This is a genomic window from Streptococcus oralis, from assembly GCF_019334565.1.
Classification (GTDB): domain Bacteria; phylum Bacillota; class Bacilli; order Lactobacillales; family Streptococcaceae; genus Streptococcus; species Streptococcus oralis_CR.
On the sequence record NZ_CP079724.1, the window covers coordinates 1,410,889 to 1,426,912 of the forward strand.

Sequence of the window (16,024 nt, forward strand, 5' to 3'; positions counted from 1 at the left end):
ATTTCTCTTTTCGTTCAAAACAAGTTAAATTCTTGCCCTTTACCTCTCGACTTGAGAACTATTTTCTACAAAGACATGGTTTATCTACATCCAAAAGCGAGAATTTCCTGTTCGCTTCAAAATCTAAAAAATTTTCAGCAATTAGCCACTAAGATAGAGGATAACGTTAGGAAATTTTTTCAAAAAGAAAAAAGACTTAGAAATTCTAAATCTTTTTATCATCTTTAGTTTGGATAGATATAAGTGACGTTACCTAAAAATTCATGAGGATTAAAGAAGCCACGGTAATTTGCAATCTGCTTTTGACGTCTGTAGTTTGCTTCCAATACCTGGATAGAGTTTTCACTTTGAACATCTGTTACATAAGCAACGTGTCCATATTCACCACCGTCCCAAACGGCGATTGCTCCTACTACTGGAACACTTCCTGTCTTATAGCCTTGAGCTCTCGCGTAGATTGCCCACGTGTTGGCATTTCCCCACCAGTTGCTAGCCCAAGGCGCCAATTCTTTCACACCCCATGTACACTGACCAACAGGATAAGAGTTTCCATAGTTTGTCGGAGTCTTTTCAACAACATCTTCTGTATCTGATACCACATTCGCAGTGCTAGCTGGAGCACTGTAGGTAGAGCTAGGCTGAGCGGAACCACTCACTTCCAATACATCGCCTGGGTGGATAGTGTCAAAGATGGTTTTTCCATTCAAAGCTGCCAACTCATGCGGATCCATTCCGTTTGCAGTTGCAATGGCATAAAATGAATCACCATCTTGGACAACGTAAGAGTTGGCATGAACAGTTTGAGCCCCAACTGTAGCTAAAATAGCGGTAGAAGTCAAACCAAGAGTCAGTTTCGTAACTGCTTTTTTCATAACTAGATTCCCCTTATATTTTCTTGATAAGAAAATCATACTTGATTTACATGTCAGTTCGTTTAGAGTTATATTTTAGTCATGTTACAAAAATTTATACTTTTACTACATAAGGTTTAAAAGCAGACATCGTATAAAGTGATAGAAGCTAATAAAAAATGAATCGTTTTCCCCAATCTTTACATCAGTAAACCACTCAAAAGACCGTCTTCTCAACCACTTCCACACCAAGCATTTATCCGTCAAAAAGAGACCGAGATAGGTCATCTCAGTTCCTTTCTATCTATTACTCCATTAAAAAATCATACATTTCTTGCACGGTACCCAGCGCCATCATTTCTTGGTCTTTAACGGTCTGTTTGAGATTTTGGTAAATCTGACTTTCAGCAATTTCCCTTTTCGGCGCTTCTTTATTGACTGTCATGACACCATCTTTGATCGTCACAAATCCCAGCTCTTCAAAGACTTGGATCATCTTGACCAGCAAGATTTGTTGGATATTGAGATAAGCCGCTAAATCCTTGAGCTTATAACGAATATCAAACTCTGGGAACTGGTAAATAGTCTTGTACAATTTTGCAAACTGCTCTCTAGTCCCATAACCTGTCAGATAGTAGGCCTTGTCAATGTCATTTTTGAAATAGACCGCAGAGAAGTGCTGTTCTTGAAAAATTGTCTTCAGCAAGGTAATATCTTCAGGAATGGTTTTCACAACCACAGCATCACTATTCGCTAGATCTGGCACCTCTCCAGAGAAATCCAAGACTGGAACCCCTTCTGGCAAGACTGCATTTTTCCCACGAATGTTAAAGAGTTGAACACCTTCCACACGCGCATCTACCATCATCAACTGGAGGGCAGTTTGCCCATTCCATTGGTTGACAGACAAGGTGACTGCTAATTCTAGATTCTTGGTTTGAGAAAATTCTGTTGCCCATCTACCTTGTCCAAAGGCCACCACTTCAAAACTCGCCTCTCCCTTGAAAATTTTTAGTTTGAGGTGGGCATTGCCTGCTCCCATGGTACGAGCACTTTCGACATGAAAATCCTTGATATAAAAGACAGGTTTCTGATTATCCATCCCAAAGGGTGCCAAGCGTTCAAAGCTTTTAACCGTTTCCAAGCTAAGAGTCTCCAAATCCAACTCTTCATCTAGATTTAACTTGTTCTTACCACTAGCATCTGCAACTTTTTCACGGACATAGTCTTCCAAGACTTGAGATAAATCTGAAAGTTTCTCAACTTCCAGCGTCATTCCAGCTGCACCAGCATGGCCGCCAAAGGCGATAAAGAGGTCTCGATGGGGATCCAGAGCTTCAAAAATATCGACTGCTTCCACACTACGAGCGCTACCCTTGGCACGACCATCTTCTATATTAAGAACGATGACTGTCTGCCCCAATTCCTCTAGCAAGCGCCCAGCCACGATACCCAGAACGCCAGGATTCCAGCCTTCCTTGGCCAAAACCTGGACCTTCTTCTCAGGATCCACCATGGTCTTAGCTTCTTCATAGATTGACTGAACGATTTCCTTGCGCTCTTCGTTTTTCTGGTGAATCATGAGGGCAATCTCATGTGCTTCCTCATCGTCAAACCCAGTCAGCAAATCAATGGCAGGATTGGGATCATCCAATCGCCCCAAGGCATTTAAACGAGGGGCAATCTGAAAACCAACTGTTTCTTCTGTTACTTCATTCGCAGCAATCCCTGCCATGTCCAGCATTTCTTGTAGTCCAATGCGCTGGGTATGTCCCAACATTTCCAGACCATATTGAACCATGATACGGTTTTCATCCGTCAAGCTCACCATATCTGCAATGGTACCGATAGCTACCAAATCGAGCAACTCAACTTGCACTTCTTCTAAAAGAGCGCAAGCCAGCTTGAAAGCCACTCCGCATCCGGCCAAATATTTGAAGGGATAATCTGCATCTGGATGCTCAGGGTGAACAATCGCATAGGCATCAGGAAGGGTTTCAGGCATGGAATGGTGGTCGGTCACAATGACATCCACTCCCATAGACTGGGCCAATTCAATGGCTTCGTGACCCGCAACCCCATTATCCACTGTCACAATCAAGGAAATACCCTCTTGCTCGATAAAGTATTTATAAACACTGGCATTGGGACCATAGCCATCGGTAAAACGATTGGGTAGGTAAACACGGCACTCAGCACCAAGCTGTTCCAAACTTTCCTTCACAATCGAAGCTGAAGTCATACCATCCACATCGTAGTCTCCATAGATGAGAATATTCTCCCCTTCCTCAATGGCCTGACGAATCCGTTCCACTGCCTTGTCCATATCATGGAGCAGATAGGGGTCATGTAAATCCTCTAAAGAAGGTTCTAAAAACTTCTTTAGACTTTCTTCATCCTGAATCCCTCTTTCAAATAATAAGCGAGCCACCTCAGGACCCAGTCCAGCCTTCTTGGCTATCTTTGTAAAATCCGCATCTTCAACCTGCGGGGCAAACTGCCATTCATAAGTAGGTGTTATCAAAAAGACATCCGCTCTTTCTAAGAATTCTATCGTTTCATTATAACATGATTTAGGCATTTTCTCTATCCAGATTGCTTTTTTATAACATTTTAGTGAATTTTTTTCAGATATGATTTGACAAGAACATTCTTTTGGTGTAGAATCATGTTATAAAATCTAACACAAAGGAGATCTCTCATGGCTTTAGTAGAATTTAAAAACGTCGAAAAATATTATGGAGACTATCACGCACTCCGCGACATCAATCTCCGTTTTGAAAAAGGACAAGTTGTTGTCCTGCTTGGACCTTCTGGTTCTGGGAAGTCCACTCTTATCCGTACGATCAATGGTTTAGAGGCTATTGACAAAGGAAGTCTCCTGGTCAATGGACACCAAGTCGCAGGTGCTAGTCAGAAAGATTTAGTTCCTCTTCGTAAGGAAGTTGGCATGGTTTTTCAACATTTTAACCTTTATCCACACAAAACAGTGTTAGAAAATGTTACACTAGCGCCCATAAAGGTTCTAGGAATTGATAAAAAAGAAGCTGAAAAAACAGCCCAAAAATATCTGGAATTTGTAAATATGTGGGACAAGAAAGATTCCTATCCAGCCATGCTATCTGGTGGACAAAAGCAACGGATTGCCATTGCACGCGGACTCGCTATGCATCCCGAACTCCTCCTCTTTGATGAGCCAACATCTGCTCTTGATCCTGAGACTATCGGTGATGTTCTAGCAGTTATGCAAAAACTGGCACATGACGGGATGAACATGATCATCGTTACCCACGAAATGGGCTTTGCTCGAGAGGTTGCGGACCGCATTATCTTTATGGCCGACGGAGAGGTTTTAGTAGATACGATAGATGTCGATGACTTTTTCGACAATCCAAGCGAACCTCGTGCCCAACAATTCCTCAGCAAAATTATCAACCACGAAAGTGACAAAGTCAAATAAGGAGGCGCCTATGAAAAAGAAATTCTTTTTATCAGCATTATTGATTAGCCTTTTCGGTCTTTCTGCTGCCAAACCAGTGCAAGCCGATACTAGCGTCGCAGACATTCAAAAAAGAGGCGAACTAGTTGTCGGCGTTAAACAAGACGTTCCCAATTTTGGCTACAAGGATCCCAAGACAGGGAATTATTCTGGTATCGAAACCGACTTAGCCAAGATGATTGCAGACGAACTCAAAGTCAAGATTCGCTACGTTCCTGTTACCGCACAAACTCGTGGACCACTACTAGACAACGAACAGGTCGACATGGATATCGCAACCTTCACCATCACAGATGAACGTAAAAAATTGTACAATTTCACCAGTCCCTACTATACGGATGCTTCCGGCTTTTTGGTCAATAAATCCGCCAACATCAAAAGCATTGAGGACCTAAACGGTAAAACCATTGGGGTTGCCCAAGGATCCATCACCCAGCGCTTGATCACTGAACTGGGCAAAAAGAAAGGTCTAACCTTTAAATTCGTTGAACTTGGTTCCTACCCAGAATTGATTACTTCCCTTCACGCTCACCGTATTGATGCCTTTTCCGTGGACCGCTCTATCCTGTCTGGCTACATTAGTAAACGGACAGAACTACTAGATGATAGTTTTAAGCCATCTGACTACGGTATCGTCACCAAGAAATCAAACACCGAGCTCAACGATTATCTTGATAGCTTGGTCACTAAATGGACCAAGGATGGTAGTTTGCAGAAACTTTATGACCGTTACAAGCTCAAACCATCTAGCCATACCGCAGATTAAGGAGGACACCCCATGACAGATTTATCATCTTGGACAGCCTATTTTCAGGATTTTGGACAATTTTTCAATGGTTTCCTCTTCACCCTTGCCCTAGCGGTTGGTTCCTTTATCCTCGCCATGGTTTTGGGCATCTTCTTTGGGGCCATGTCAACCAGCAAACGCCCATTCTTGCGTGTTTTGGCTCGTATCTTTGTCGAATTTTACCAAAATACTCCCCTCTTGGTGCAGTTTGTCATCGTCTTTTATGGTTTGCCTCTTATCAGTGATCACACCATCATGATTCCAATTTATTGGACTGCTGTACTTTGTGTGGGACTCTATCACGGTGCCTATATTGCGGAGGTTATTCGTTCAGGGATTCAGTCTATTCCTAGCGGTCAGATGGAGGCCGCCTTGTCGCAAGGTTTCACCTATATCAGTGCCATGCGCTTGATTATCTTGCCTCAAGCCTTCCGTATCATTCTCCCACCTTTGACCAACCAAATCGTCAACCTCATCAAGAACACCTCTACCGTAGCTATCATCTCTGGAGTAGACTTGATGTTTGTGACCAAATCTTGGTCGGCCCTCAACGGAAACTATATCCCAGCCTTTTTAGGCGCTGCTCTTCTCTACTTTGCTCTATGCTTCCCTGTTGCCCAGTTTGGTCGCAAGATGGAGCAAGCCAACAAAAAAGCCTATTCACTTTAGGAGGTTACTATGGAATCTATTTTAGAAGTTTTGACCCCAGATAACCTAGTCTTTATCTTTAAAGGATTTGGCTTGACCCTCTACATTTCTCTAATTGCTATCGTCCTCTCGACCCTTATCGGAACAGTACTAGCCGTCATGAGAAATGGGAAAAATCCTGTCTTACGGATCATCTCCAGCATTTATATCGAGTTTGTACGTAACGTTCCCAACCTTCTCTGGATTTTCACCATTTTTTTGGTGTTCAAGATGAAGTCGACGCCAGCTGGCATTACCGCCTTCACCCTCTTTACATCAGCAGCCTTGGCTGAGATTATCCGAGGTGGCCTCAATGCCGTAGACAAGGGGCAGTACGAAGCAGGAATGTCACAAGGATTCACTTCTGCCCAAATCCTCTACCACATCATTCTCCCACAAGCAATCCGTAAAATGCTGCCAGCTATCATTTCTCAGTTTGTGACCGTGATTAAGGATACCAGTCTGCTCTATTCTGTTATCGCTCTACAAGAACTCTTTGGCGCCAGTCAAATCCTCATGGGACGTTATTTCGAACCAGAGCAGGTCTTCAGTCTTTATATCCTGATTGCCTTGATTTACTTTATCTTTAACTTTGCTATTTCTAGCTTGTCTCATAAGCTGGCAAAACGTTGGCAACAAGCCGCAGAATAAAAAAAGAAATGTGAACTCAAAACAAGGGTTCACATTTTTTGCTATAAATGAAAAAGAGTATCTCAATACTATGCAAACGTTTTACTTTTTGGTAAAATGACTTTAAAACCATAAAGCAAGGAGAAAAATCATGATCCACGAACTTTGCAAAGAATTCTCTCAACTGAAACAAGTAGAAGCAATTGCTCTTGGTGGTTCTCGTGCAGGACAAGCCTACGATCAAAATTCTGACTATGATGTTTATATCTATCTCAACTCTTCTATTGATGAGGCGACTCGTCAAATCATTCTTAGCAACTATTGCTCCTATATGGAAATTGGAAACCAGTTTTGGGAATTAGAGGACGACTGTGTACTAAACAACGGTATCCAAATCGAGTTGATTTATCGTTCGCTGGAGTCGTTTGAACAAGAATTGAACTCAACCGTTTTTCAACACAAAGCTCAAAATGCTTATACAACTTGCATGTGGCATAATCTACTCCACAGCAAGATTCTATACGATCCGAATGGAAACTATGCTTCGCTCCAAAGAGCCTACCAGATTCCCTATCCACAGGAACTCAAAAAGCATATCATTGAAAGGCAACTCCTTTTGCTAGAACAAGCCATGCCTGCCTTCTCTCACCAAATAGAAAAAGCTATCAAACGCCAAGATTTTCTCAGTATGAATCATCGTACAAGTGAATTTTTTGCTTCCTATTTTGACTTGTTATTTGCGCTCAATGAGCAAACCCATCCTGGGGAAAAACGAATGTTGGAGTACGCAAAGACCAATTGTACTCTCCTCCCTAAGCAATTTGAAGAAACTATTCGCAAGTATTTCCAACTACTCTATCAACCACAACAAGGAGAACAAGCGATCGTAACCTTGCAAACTATCCTGAAGGAACTAAAAGCCATTTTGCCATAGACCAAAAAGAAAATGTGAACCTCTGTTGCTGTTCACATTTTTATTTGTCGTTGACTGTAAAATTCTAATCTACTCATATTCAGTTGCCTATTTTTGACTCTCTCTCTGAAAATCTGCAACTAGGTTAGAAATTGTTCAATTGATTGACGAGCAATCATGAAGCCGTTCCAAAAACCGCACTCACAATCACTTACCCTGCTCTTTCATTACTAGTGACAATTTTTCCCTTAGGGTTACTACAAGATTTTTTAGAGATTCTAACAAGAATTACAATATGAATTTTACATATTACCATAGAACACCTCTATAGGAGAAAATCAGAGCTAAAATTAATAAAATATAGAAGGCGATAAAAAGCCATCTCATCTTAACACATAGAGCAATATATTCTCTGATAAAGGCCGATGGAATATAGTAGGCGGCTGTACGACAACCAAGGCCATCCCCCTTCATACCAATACGGCGAGCATAGGTACTAGTACGAAAAACATGATAATCATTGGTTACAAAGAGAAAACGTGGACTGGTCATCAGCCTCTCTCCCATTTCTTTTGAGAAGAGAAGATTCTCATAGGTTGTCGTTGAGTCTTCCTCTAGGAGAATTGCTTCTCTCGGAACATCCGTCTCTTCCAACAAATAGTTACAAATTGCCTGAGCCTCGGAAATCTTCTCATCCCCTCCTCGACCACCACTAGCGATGATTTTAACATTGGGATTGAGAGACTGGTGATAAGCTTCTACTGCCTTATCAATGCGACTCTTCAGTAAGGGAGTCACTTTTTCTCCATTCAATAAGCCTGCTCCGTGAATGATGATAAAATCATAATATTTTTTCTTAGGAATAAAAAGATACAGGATAGAATAAAGCAAAAATCCTGCAAAGGCAAAACCAAAAATTAAATACGAATAAATCAAAAAGAAAAAGAATATATTCACTAGATGATTGGTGTAGAACAAGCCATTGGTATCGCCCACTCGAATCGCCATGATTACAAAAAAGAATAGAATCACGCAACCTAATCCTAGAGACAAATAATTTGCCTTGGATTTTCCTTCTTTTTTTAATAACACAAATCCATTATAAATAAGGAAAAAACCACTTAGAAAAACTAAAAGAGGCAGCAGGAGAAAAATCCCTGCAAAGAAAACCATGTGCACTTCTTTCTGCCCAGCTTCGTAAAAAAGATTGGCAATGGACATATAAGAAAAGAGCAGAGACAAAAGCAAGAGAGCTGGATTCCAGAGACTGCGATTGTCCCTTAAAAACGAAACGAGAAAAAGTAGGACAAAAAATCCTGTGATAAAGTACATAGTCTCCTCCTTTGATGACTACATTGTACCATAATTATAGCAATAGAAAAAGAGAACCTTAGTCCTCTTACTTAGAGAGTTTATTCTGAGCATCTGCTACAACCTGAGCCAGACTTGTCTGACGAAGTTGATTCTCCATAGCTGCTTGAACATCGAACAACTTTTGGTCCAAGACTGCATGGATATTAGCACCAATTGGGCAATTAGGATTTGGATTGTCATGGAAACTAAAGAGCTTACCAGACTTTCCTAAACACTCTACAGCTTGGTAGACATCCAACAAACTGATATCCTGAAGGTCTTTTATAATCTCAGTTCCTCCCGTACCACGAGCAACTGAAATCAATCCAGCTTTTTTGAGTTGCGATAAAGTCTTACGGATAATAACTGGATTGACTCCGACACTTGCCGCAAGAAAATCGCTGGTTACTTTACTTTCTGTATCCTGCATTGCAATAATAATCATCATATGAGTCGCAATTGTAAATCGGCTTGAAATTTGCATCTTCTTCTCCTTTCATTGATATTTTATTCATCTTTTCCCGTATAAACATTATACCTTTTTTGATTTTCCTGTCAAATATTATCGACTGATTACCTTTTCCATGCAAAAAGTCCTGTATCCCTCTTGGCAACCAGAACAGCGGAGGACATACAAAGACTTATTTTTTTATGCAATTTTACGGACAATCCCTTTTGTTTTATGACTTGACCAAACCGAGCTGATAGACACCCCAGCACCAACTAAGGTAAACACAGCTAACATAGCTAGATTATAAAAATAGTTATCTGGGAAATCACCGCTAAAGATTAATTGATTCACCACTCGGAAAGCAAAGGCAAACTCAACCCCTAGTTTGGCAACGACTTCCATCGCCAAATCAATTTGATTCACTAGAAAGACAGTAATCACCATCCAAATAGAGGAAATTACAATCCCCTTTCGAGATACCTTTCTTCCAAGTATTTCATATCCTTTAATGGTACAAATCCCCAGAACAATACCCGCTACCATAGCTACATAACCTAGACGAGCGATAAATAGAGCAACTGCTCCACCAATCAAGGCTCCAAGCAACGCACCAACTGCTCCAAGAAGAACATTTTCCTTTTGATTTTGATAAGAATCCACCTCAATCTGAAGATTGCTCTTCAGCAATTGATAACTTTCCTCATTGATAAGGAAAATTGAATCACCTAATTGATAGAGACCAACAGGACCCTCCTGACCACTGTAGGCACACACTTGGACGAAATGATGGGTTTCAAGGAAGGCAACGAGATCTGTTATGAGCGTCTGTAACTTCTCAATTGTTTTTGATTTGCGCATGGCACCTTTTACAACAAAAGAAACAAGGTACTGGTTGATAGACAAGGTCGACAAGTTTGGAAGAGATTCACTCTTAAACTCATCCCAAATCATTTCGTTTTCTTCTGAATCCGCAGGATTGCCATTCAAACTCACACTGACACAAAGTCGAAACTGATTTTTCACGTCAGTTTCTTGCAGGAAAAGTAAATAGCCTGACTGCGTGCCATAAATACTACGCGAATCTTCGTCAAATTGCAAGCCCAACTCCGAGGCAATTGCGTGTAACTCTTCTGGTTTCATTATTTGTCTCCTCTTATTTTGAATATCAATTAGTATGAGATTCAAATTAGTTTTATTCCGTTATTCTAACATAAATTTGAGAAGCCGTCAATTCGTATCCAGTTCGACTTATCGCAAAACAGCAGTCACTAGACTATCTTATTTCTAGCTAGAAGTCCTCTTAAAACCAATCTTTCTTTTCTCTTTCCATCCAGAGTTCAACATCCTGATCATAGCCTTCTTGTTCACTGATTTGACCTAACAATTCGTGGTTATGAGTATGGTGAATCCCATTTACCAAACTTTCATAGTAGATTTGGAAATAGGGGAGCTTCAAATCCTTAGCCAACTGCAATTCAGCTTCTACATCATAATCCACTCGACGAAAATCAATATCAGCCAAACCAGTTTCATCAAACTCTAAGATCATATACTGAGCCCGCAGGTCCTTACGCAACTTCGCATCTAGAAAGAAAGGTTGCCCAATGGATCCTGGATTAAGAATCAACTGTCCGTCACTTCCGTAACGAAGCAACTGTTGGTGGATATGGCCATATACTGCGATGGAGGCGTGTGGATTCGTCACCAATCTATCAAAATCTTCTTGTTTTCCCGTATGGATCAATTCTCTTCCCCAGTTTTTATCAGGGAGATGGTGAGTGATTCCCACCATCAAATCACCAAACTGACGATGAACTTGCATAGGTTGATTATTGAGGTCTTCGATTTCTTTAGGGCTGACCTCCTCTAAGATGTACTGACTTAGGCGCAGGAGATAACGATGGCTCGCTTTTGTAGGATCTAACTTGCGATGCAGACCTCGCCAGAGACTATTCTCCCAATTTCCCAGCACTCTTACAGTGATAGGCAAACTTGCTAAGAGATCCAAGATCCTTCTACGTCCTGTTCCTGGCATCAGAATATCCCCTAAAAGCCAGTATTGGTCTACCTCTACCTTCTTAGCATCAGCCAGTACAGCTTCCAAAGCTGTCGTATTTCCATGTATGTCTGAAAGAACCGCTATTTTGGTCATTCTTTCTCCTTACTCTCTTACTTCTTTTGTTAGTATTATAACAGAAAACACTCGAAAAGATCACTATCACCGATCACTGGATTAAATTGTAAGAGCTTCTAAATCGTGCTATAATATAAGTAGAGATTTCCCCTTCATTTAGGATTATGTGGTCTACAATATCTCTCAAATATCTCTCAATTTTTTGCAGATTGGAGGACTATTGCCATGCGGAATTATCTTAAGTATATCCCATACTACCTTGTTATTTTCTTTTTTTACTGGCCACTCTATGAACTCCTCTCTCTACTCATCTCTGACCCATATACACTGAAGGGACTGTACATTTACAACATCATCCTCTTTTCACCTCTGGTAACCTTTATCGTATCGCTACTTTATAGCTATCGATTTCATTTCTCACTTTGGTGGCTACTCGGTATCGGTCTGGTCTTTTGCTTTACCATCATCACCTTTGGCGAGTTCATCCTGCTTTACTTCCTAGCCTATGAACTCTTTGCCCTACTTGGGTTGGTTTCTGGTGTGGGTATCAAGCATCTCTTCCAAAGAGAGAAAAACAAAAAAATTATACAAAAACCTTGAAAATTCTCGCAATCATGCTATAATAATGCATAGAGACAAGTCACTTAGTCCCTTTCTACTAGAGAGTGCGTGGTTGCTGGAAACGCATAGAAAGTCTAAACTGATACTACTCTACTGACTTTTATGAAAACATAAAACGGTGGCTACGTTAAAGCCAATCTGAGGTGTCCCTCTTTTTTGAGGAACATGAATGAAGGTGGAACCACGTTGCGACGTCCTTTTAGGATGTCGTTTTTTGTTTGGAGAATAGAGATATTGCCAGGTAAAATGAAACATAGCTAAGAAAAGAAGATGGAGGTTGATATGAATAAATCATTGTCTTGGGTGATTCCCTGTACCTTCCTTATAGTCTATGTCTGGCTAATGAAAACTCTCAGTCTATGGGGGACGGAAAACATTGTCGTCTTTTCATTTTTTCTACTCATTCCTCTCTTACCATTCCTTGCTCCCTTTCTTGGTATCTTAATGTTTTTTAACAACAAGAAACTCATTATAACAGGATATCTTTTAAGTTTGACAGCTGCTATCTATTTGATCAATGCTATAAGAAACTATCCGCTAAGGATATACATGAGAGGCGAGATGACTGATGAACAATATCTTTCTCTAATCCTTTCTTTGGTATGCTATCTATTCGTTTCAACAGCTTTCTTTATCCTTAGAATGAGAAAGTTAAACCATCATTTGCTTAGATAATCAATTGTTTTCATTCTTTGTAGATAACGAATTCTCTACTTCTTCAACCTCAGTTTTTAAATATGATAAATTTTTAAGGAGAAAACCATGATTAAGATTACTTTCCCAGATGGCGCTGTTCGTGAATTCGAATCTGGCGTTACTACTTTTGAAATTGCCCAATCTATCAGCAATTCCCTAGCTAAAAAAGCCTTGGCTGGTAAATTCAACGGCAAACTCATTGACACGACTCGTGTTATCACTGAAGATGGAAGCATTGAAATCGTGACACCTGATCACGAAGATGCCCTTCCAATCTTGCGTCACTCAGCTGCTCACTTGTTTGCCCAATCAGCTCGTCGCCTTTTCCCTGATATTCACTTGGGAGTTGGTCCGGCTATTGAAGATGGCTTCTACTACGATACCGACAATACTGCTGGTCAAATCTCTAACGAAGACCTGCCTCGTATCGAAGAAGAAATGAAAAAAATCGTTAAAGAAAACTTCCCATCAATCCGTGAAGAAGTGACGAAAGACGAGGCACGTGAAATCTTTAAAAACGACCCTTACAAGTTGGAATTGATTGAAGAACACTCTGAGGACGAAGGCGGTTTGACTATCTACCGTCAGGGTGAATATGTAGACCTTTGCCGTGGCCCACACGTTCCGTCAACAGGCCGCATCCAAATCTTCCACCTTCTCCATGTAGCTGGTGCTTACTGGCGTGGAAATAGCGACAACGCGATGATGCAACGGATCTACGGTACAGCTTGGTTTGACAAGAAAGACTTGAAAAACTACCTTCAAATGCGTGAAGAAGCTAAAGAACGTGACCACCGTAAACTTGGTAAAGAACTTGACCTCTTCATGATTTCACAAGAAGTTGGACAAGGACTTCCATTCTGGTTGCCAAACGGTGCGACGATCCGTCGTGAATTGGAACGCTACATCGTCGACAAAGAGTTGGCTTCTGGCTACCAACACGTTTACACTCCACCACTTGCTTCTGTGGAGCTTTACAAGACTTCTGGTCACTGGGATCATTACCAAGAAGACATGTTCCCAACCATGGACATGGGTGACGGGGAAGAATTTGTCCTTCGTCCAATGAACTGCCCACACCACATCCAAGTCTTTAAACACCATGTTCACTCTTACCGTGAATTGCCAATCCGTATCGCTGAAATCGGTATGATGCACCGCTACGAGAAATCTGGTGCCCTCACTGGTCTTCAACGTGTGCGTGAAATGTCACTCAACGACGGTCACCTCTTTGTCACTCCAGAACAAATCCAAGAAGAATTCCAACGTGCCCTTCAGTTGATTATCGATGTTTATGAAGACTTCAACTTGACTGAATACCGCTTCCGTCTCTCTCTTCGTGACCCTCAAGATACTCACAAGTACTTTGACAACGATGAGATGTGGGAAAATGCCCAAACCATGCTTCGTGCAGCCCTTGATGAAATGGGAGTGGACTACTTTGAAGCTGAAGGTGAGGCAGCCTTCTACGGACCAAAATTGGATATCCAAGTTAAGACTGCTCTCGGAAAAGAAGAAACCCTTTCGACTATCCAGCTTGACTTCTTGCTTCCAGAACGCTTCGACCTCAAATATATCGGAGCTGATGGTGAAGAACACCGTCCAGTTATGATCCACCGTGGGGTTATCTCAACTATGGAACGCTTCACAGCTATCTTGATTGAGAACTACAAGGGAGCTTTCCCAACATGGCTTGCCCCACACCAAGTAACTCTCATCCCCGTTTCTAACGAAAAACACGTAGACTACGCATGGGAAGTGGCTAAGAAACTCCGTGACCATGGTGTCCGTGCAGACGTAGATGAACGCAATGAAAAAATGCAGTTCAAGATTCGTGCTTCACAAACTAGCAAAATTCCTTACCAATTGATTGTTGGTGATAAGGAAATGGAAGACGGAACAGTCAACGTTCGGCGCTATGGCCAAAAAGAAACACAAACTGTCTCAGTTGATGACTTTGTTCAAGCTATCCTTGCTGACATTGCTAACAAATCACGTGTGGAAAAATAAAACGATCACTGTCTGAGAAACATTTTTCAGTAAGAAAAAGCAACAACTGAAATAGTTGTTGCTTTTTTATATTTTATTTAACCTGAGCTAGTCGTGATTGGTCAAACCATCACAAATGGCAGCCTCATCAACAATCCTTTCTATCCACTAACTGTTGGATATAGGATATCCTCCCAAGATTTGCTTCCTCGAGTTAGAAAAGTTCAATATCCTCAATCCTTGTCTGCTTCATTTTCTTTTACGAGATCTTTTTGTGAATCTTTTTCAGAGAGTTTTTGATCGATATACTTGTTAATGTTTTCATAAAATTCCTTGGTCATCTCACTATCTAATTTTATCGAATTATGGACTTGATTGACTTTTAATTGAACAGATTGAATACCGTAAGAGGCTTGTTTTTGGTGGATCCTTTCTAATTCTTCTTCTGAAATCGGATCTCCAACAACCGTCAAGACTAATTCATTGTCCCTTGACTTGTAGACTTGATTAATGACCGTGTGATTGGCGAACTCTTTTCCTACAAACTGTTTGATTCCTTCTTTTCGCGCTTGATCTATCGTCAGAGTGACTGCTGAATAACTAGCTGGAAGAATCAATAATACAATCAAGGATATCAAGCCAATTCTCATTTTAATGTTTAGCTCTTTAAATGAACTTAAGGGAGATTTCCTCATCAAAATTCTTGTTCCAACAATGTTTGTTAACATGATGAAGACACAGTTGATCAAGAAAAGATAGAGAGCCCCAAATAAAAATCGTACATTTCCATTAGCTAAACCATAACCTGCAGTACAGATAGGTGGCATCAGAGCTGTTGCAATAGCTACTCCTGGAACAATATTGTTTGCTTCTTTTTTCCTTGACCCAATTACACCTGCTATCCCACCAGCAATAGCTATGAGAACATCCCAAATGGTTGGAGAGGTTCGTGCAATCAATTCGCTACTTTCATAAGATAAGGGAGAAATCCAGAAATACAGAGCCGAGACAAGCAAGCTGACCAATACTTGAGTAAATAAAACCCCTAGAGATTGTTTGATTAAACGGGTATCAAAAATAGATAAACCAAAACCCAGTCCAACAATCGGTGTCATAAGAGGGGAAATCAGCATGGCTCCAATAATGACCGCTGTTGAATTCATATTTAGACCTATAGAGGCAATAAAAATCGCACACATCAAAATCACTGTATCTCTTAATCGAACATGAAGGTCATCATATAGTTTCTCGCGGAATTCACGTGTTGAATAGTTTCTGGACATTGGTTACTCCTTTTATTTCATATACTCTTGTTTCTGCATGGATGATGGTAGAGGGACTTCTGTCCAATCTTACATATTTTTCTTCTCACCTGTTATGTTTTTGAAAATTATCCTTTAAGCATCCGTCAGT

15 protein-coding genes are annotated in these 16,024 nt (G+C 40.9%); 8 read left to right on the plus strand and 7 right to left on the minus strand.

Annotation, left to right across the window (positions count from 1 at the left end):
- Nucleotides 1-224: 224 nt before the first annotated feature.
- Together KX728_RS06970 and recJ are read right to left on the minus strand one after the other, a co-directional pair.
- Nucleotides 225-872: a COG3942 and LysM peptidoglycan-binding domain-containing protein gene (locus KX728_RS06970; protein ID WP_215804432.1), complete on the minus strand. Its 648-nt coding sequence runs from the start codon at nt 870-872 to the stop codon at nt 225-227.
- Between the two features lie 286 nt (nt 873-1,158).
- A complete protein-coding gene (recJ, locus tag KX728_RS06975; RefSeq protein WP_219108689.1) occupies nt 1,159-3,375 on the minus strand; it encodes a single-stranded-DNA-specific exonuclease RecJ in 2,217 nt (738 codons plus the stop codon).
- A 177-nt stretch (nt 3,376-3,552) separates the two neighbouring features.
- Between recJ and KX728_RS06980 the strand changes: the two genes are divergently transcribed.
- The 5 genes from KX728_RS06980 (at nt 3,553) to KX728_RS07000 (ending at nt 7,388) form a co-directional block, all read left to right on the plus strand.
- Nucleotides 3,553-4,311 carry an amino acid ABC transporter ATP-binding protein gene (locus tag KX728_RS06980; RefSeq protein WP_215804431.1) on the plus strand — a complete coding sequence of 253 codons (759 nt, stop codon included), beginning with the start codon at nt 3,553-3,555 and terminating at the stop codon, nt 4,309-4,311.
- Between the two features lie 10 nt (nt 4,312-4,321).
- Complete coding sequence (locus KX728_RS06985; protein ID WP_215804430.1) at nt 4,322-5,116, plus strand: transporter substrate-binding domain-containing protein; 795 nt, start codon at nt 4,322-4,324, stop codon at nt 5,114-5,116.
- A gap of 12 nt (nt 5,117-5,128) precedes the next feature.
- Nucleotides 5,129-5,806, plus strand: coding sequence for an amino acid ABC transporter permease (locus KX728_RS06990; protein ID WP_042768514.1), 678 nt, complete (start codon nt 5,129-5,131; stop codon nt 5,804-5,806).
- A 9-nt stretch (nt 5,807-5,815) separates the two neighbouring features.
- The gene (locus tag KX728_RS06995) at nt 5,816-6,475 is read left to right on the plus strand and encodes an amino acid ABC transporter permease (protein ID WP_215804429.1); all 660 of its coding nucleotides are present in this window, start codon (nt 5,816-5,818) and stop codon (nt 6,473-6,475) included.
- 130 nt (nt 6,476-6,605) lie between these two features.
- Nucleotides 6,606-7,388 (plus strand): DUF4037 domain-containing protein, encoded by a 783-nt coding sequence (locus KX728_RS07000; RefSeq protein ID WP_215804428.1) that lies wholly within the window; start codon nt 6,606-6,608, stop codon nt 7,386-7,388.
- A 288-nt stretch (nt 7,389-7,676) separates the two neighbouring features.
- Here the strand turns inward: KX728_RS07000 and KX728_RS07005 are convergent, their stop codons facing one another.
- The 4 genes from KX728_RS07005 to KX728_RS07020 all read right to left on the minus strand — a co-directional run bounded on the left by KX728_RS07005 (nt 7,677) and on the right by KX728_RS07020 (nt 11,323).
- Nucleotides 7,677-8,699 carry a YdcF family protein gene (locus tag KX728_RS07005; protein WP_215804427.1) on the minus strand — a complete coding sequence of 341 codons (1,023 nt, stop codon included), beginning with the start codon at nt 8,697-8,699 and terminating at the stop codon, nt 7,677-7,679.
- 67 nt (nt 8,700-8,766) lie between these two features.
- Complete coding sequence (locus KX728_RS07010) at nt 8,767-9,204, minus strand: Rrf2 family transcriptional regulator (RefSeq protein WP_001167392.1); 438 nt, start codon at nt 9,202-9,204, stop codon at nt 8,767-8,769.
- A gap of 165 nt (nt 9,205-9,369) precedes the next feature.
- Nucleotides 9,370-10,311, minus strand: a complete 942-nt coding sequence (locus KX728_RS07015) for a hypothetical protein (protein ID WP_215804426.1) — start codon at nt 10,309-10,311, stop codon at nt 9,370-9,372.
- Nucleotides 10,312-10,471: 160 nt separating this feature from the next.
- Complete coding sequence (locus KX728_RS07020; RefSeq protein ID WP_215804425.1) at nt 10,472-11,323, minus strand: metallophosphoesterase family protein; 852 nt, start codon at nt 11,321-11,323, stop codon at nt 10,472-10,474.
- Between the two features lie 207 nt (nt 11,324-11,530).
- Here KX728_RS07020 and KX728_RS07025 point away from each other — a divergent pair, with 207 nt between their 5' ends.
- From KX728_RS07025 to thrS, 3 genes are all read left to right on the plus strand, one after another.
- Nucleotides 11,531-11,905, plus strand: coding sequence for a hypothetical protein (locus KX728_RS07025; RefSeq protein ID WP_215804424.1), 375 nt, complete (start codon nt 11,531-11,533; stop codon nt 11,903-11,905).
- Nucleotides 11,906-12,229: 324 nt separating this feature from the next.
- Nucleotides 12,230-12,601 carry a hypothetical protein gene (locus KX728_RS09380; protein ID WP_223335650.1) on the plus strand — a complete coding sequence of 124 codons (372 nt, stop codon included), beginning with the start codon at nt 12,230-12,232 and terminating at the stop codon, nt 12,599-12,601.
- Nucleotides 12,602-12,688: 87 nt separating this feature from the next.
- A complete protein-coding gene (thrS, locus tag KX728_RS07030; RefSeq protein WP_215804423.1) occupies nt 12,689-14,632 on the plus strand; it encodes a threonine--tRNA ligase in 1,944 nt (647 codons plus the stop codon).
- 212 nt (nt 14,633-14,844) lie between these two features.
- On the opposite strand, the gene KX728_RS07035 is transcribed toward thrS, so the two are convergent.
- Nucleotides 14,845-15,894 (minus strand): DUF389 domain-containing protein, encoded by a 1,050-nt coding sequence (locus KX728_RS07035; RefSeq protein ID WP_215804422.1) that lies wholly within the window; start codon nt 15,892-15,894, stop codon nt 14,845-14,847.
- Nucleotides 15,895-16,024 lie beyond the last annotated feature (130 nt).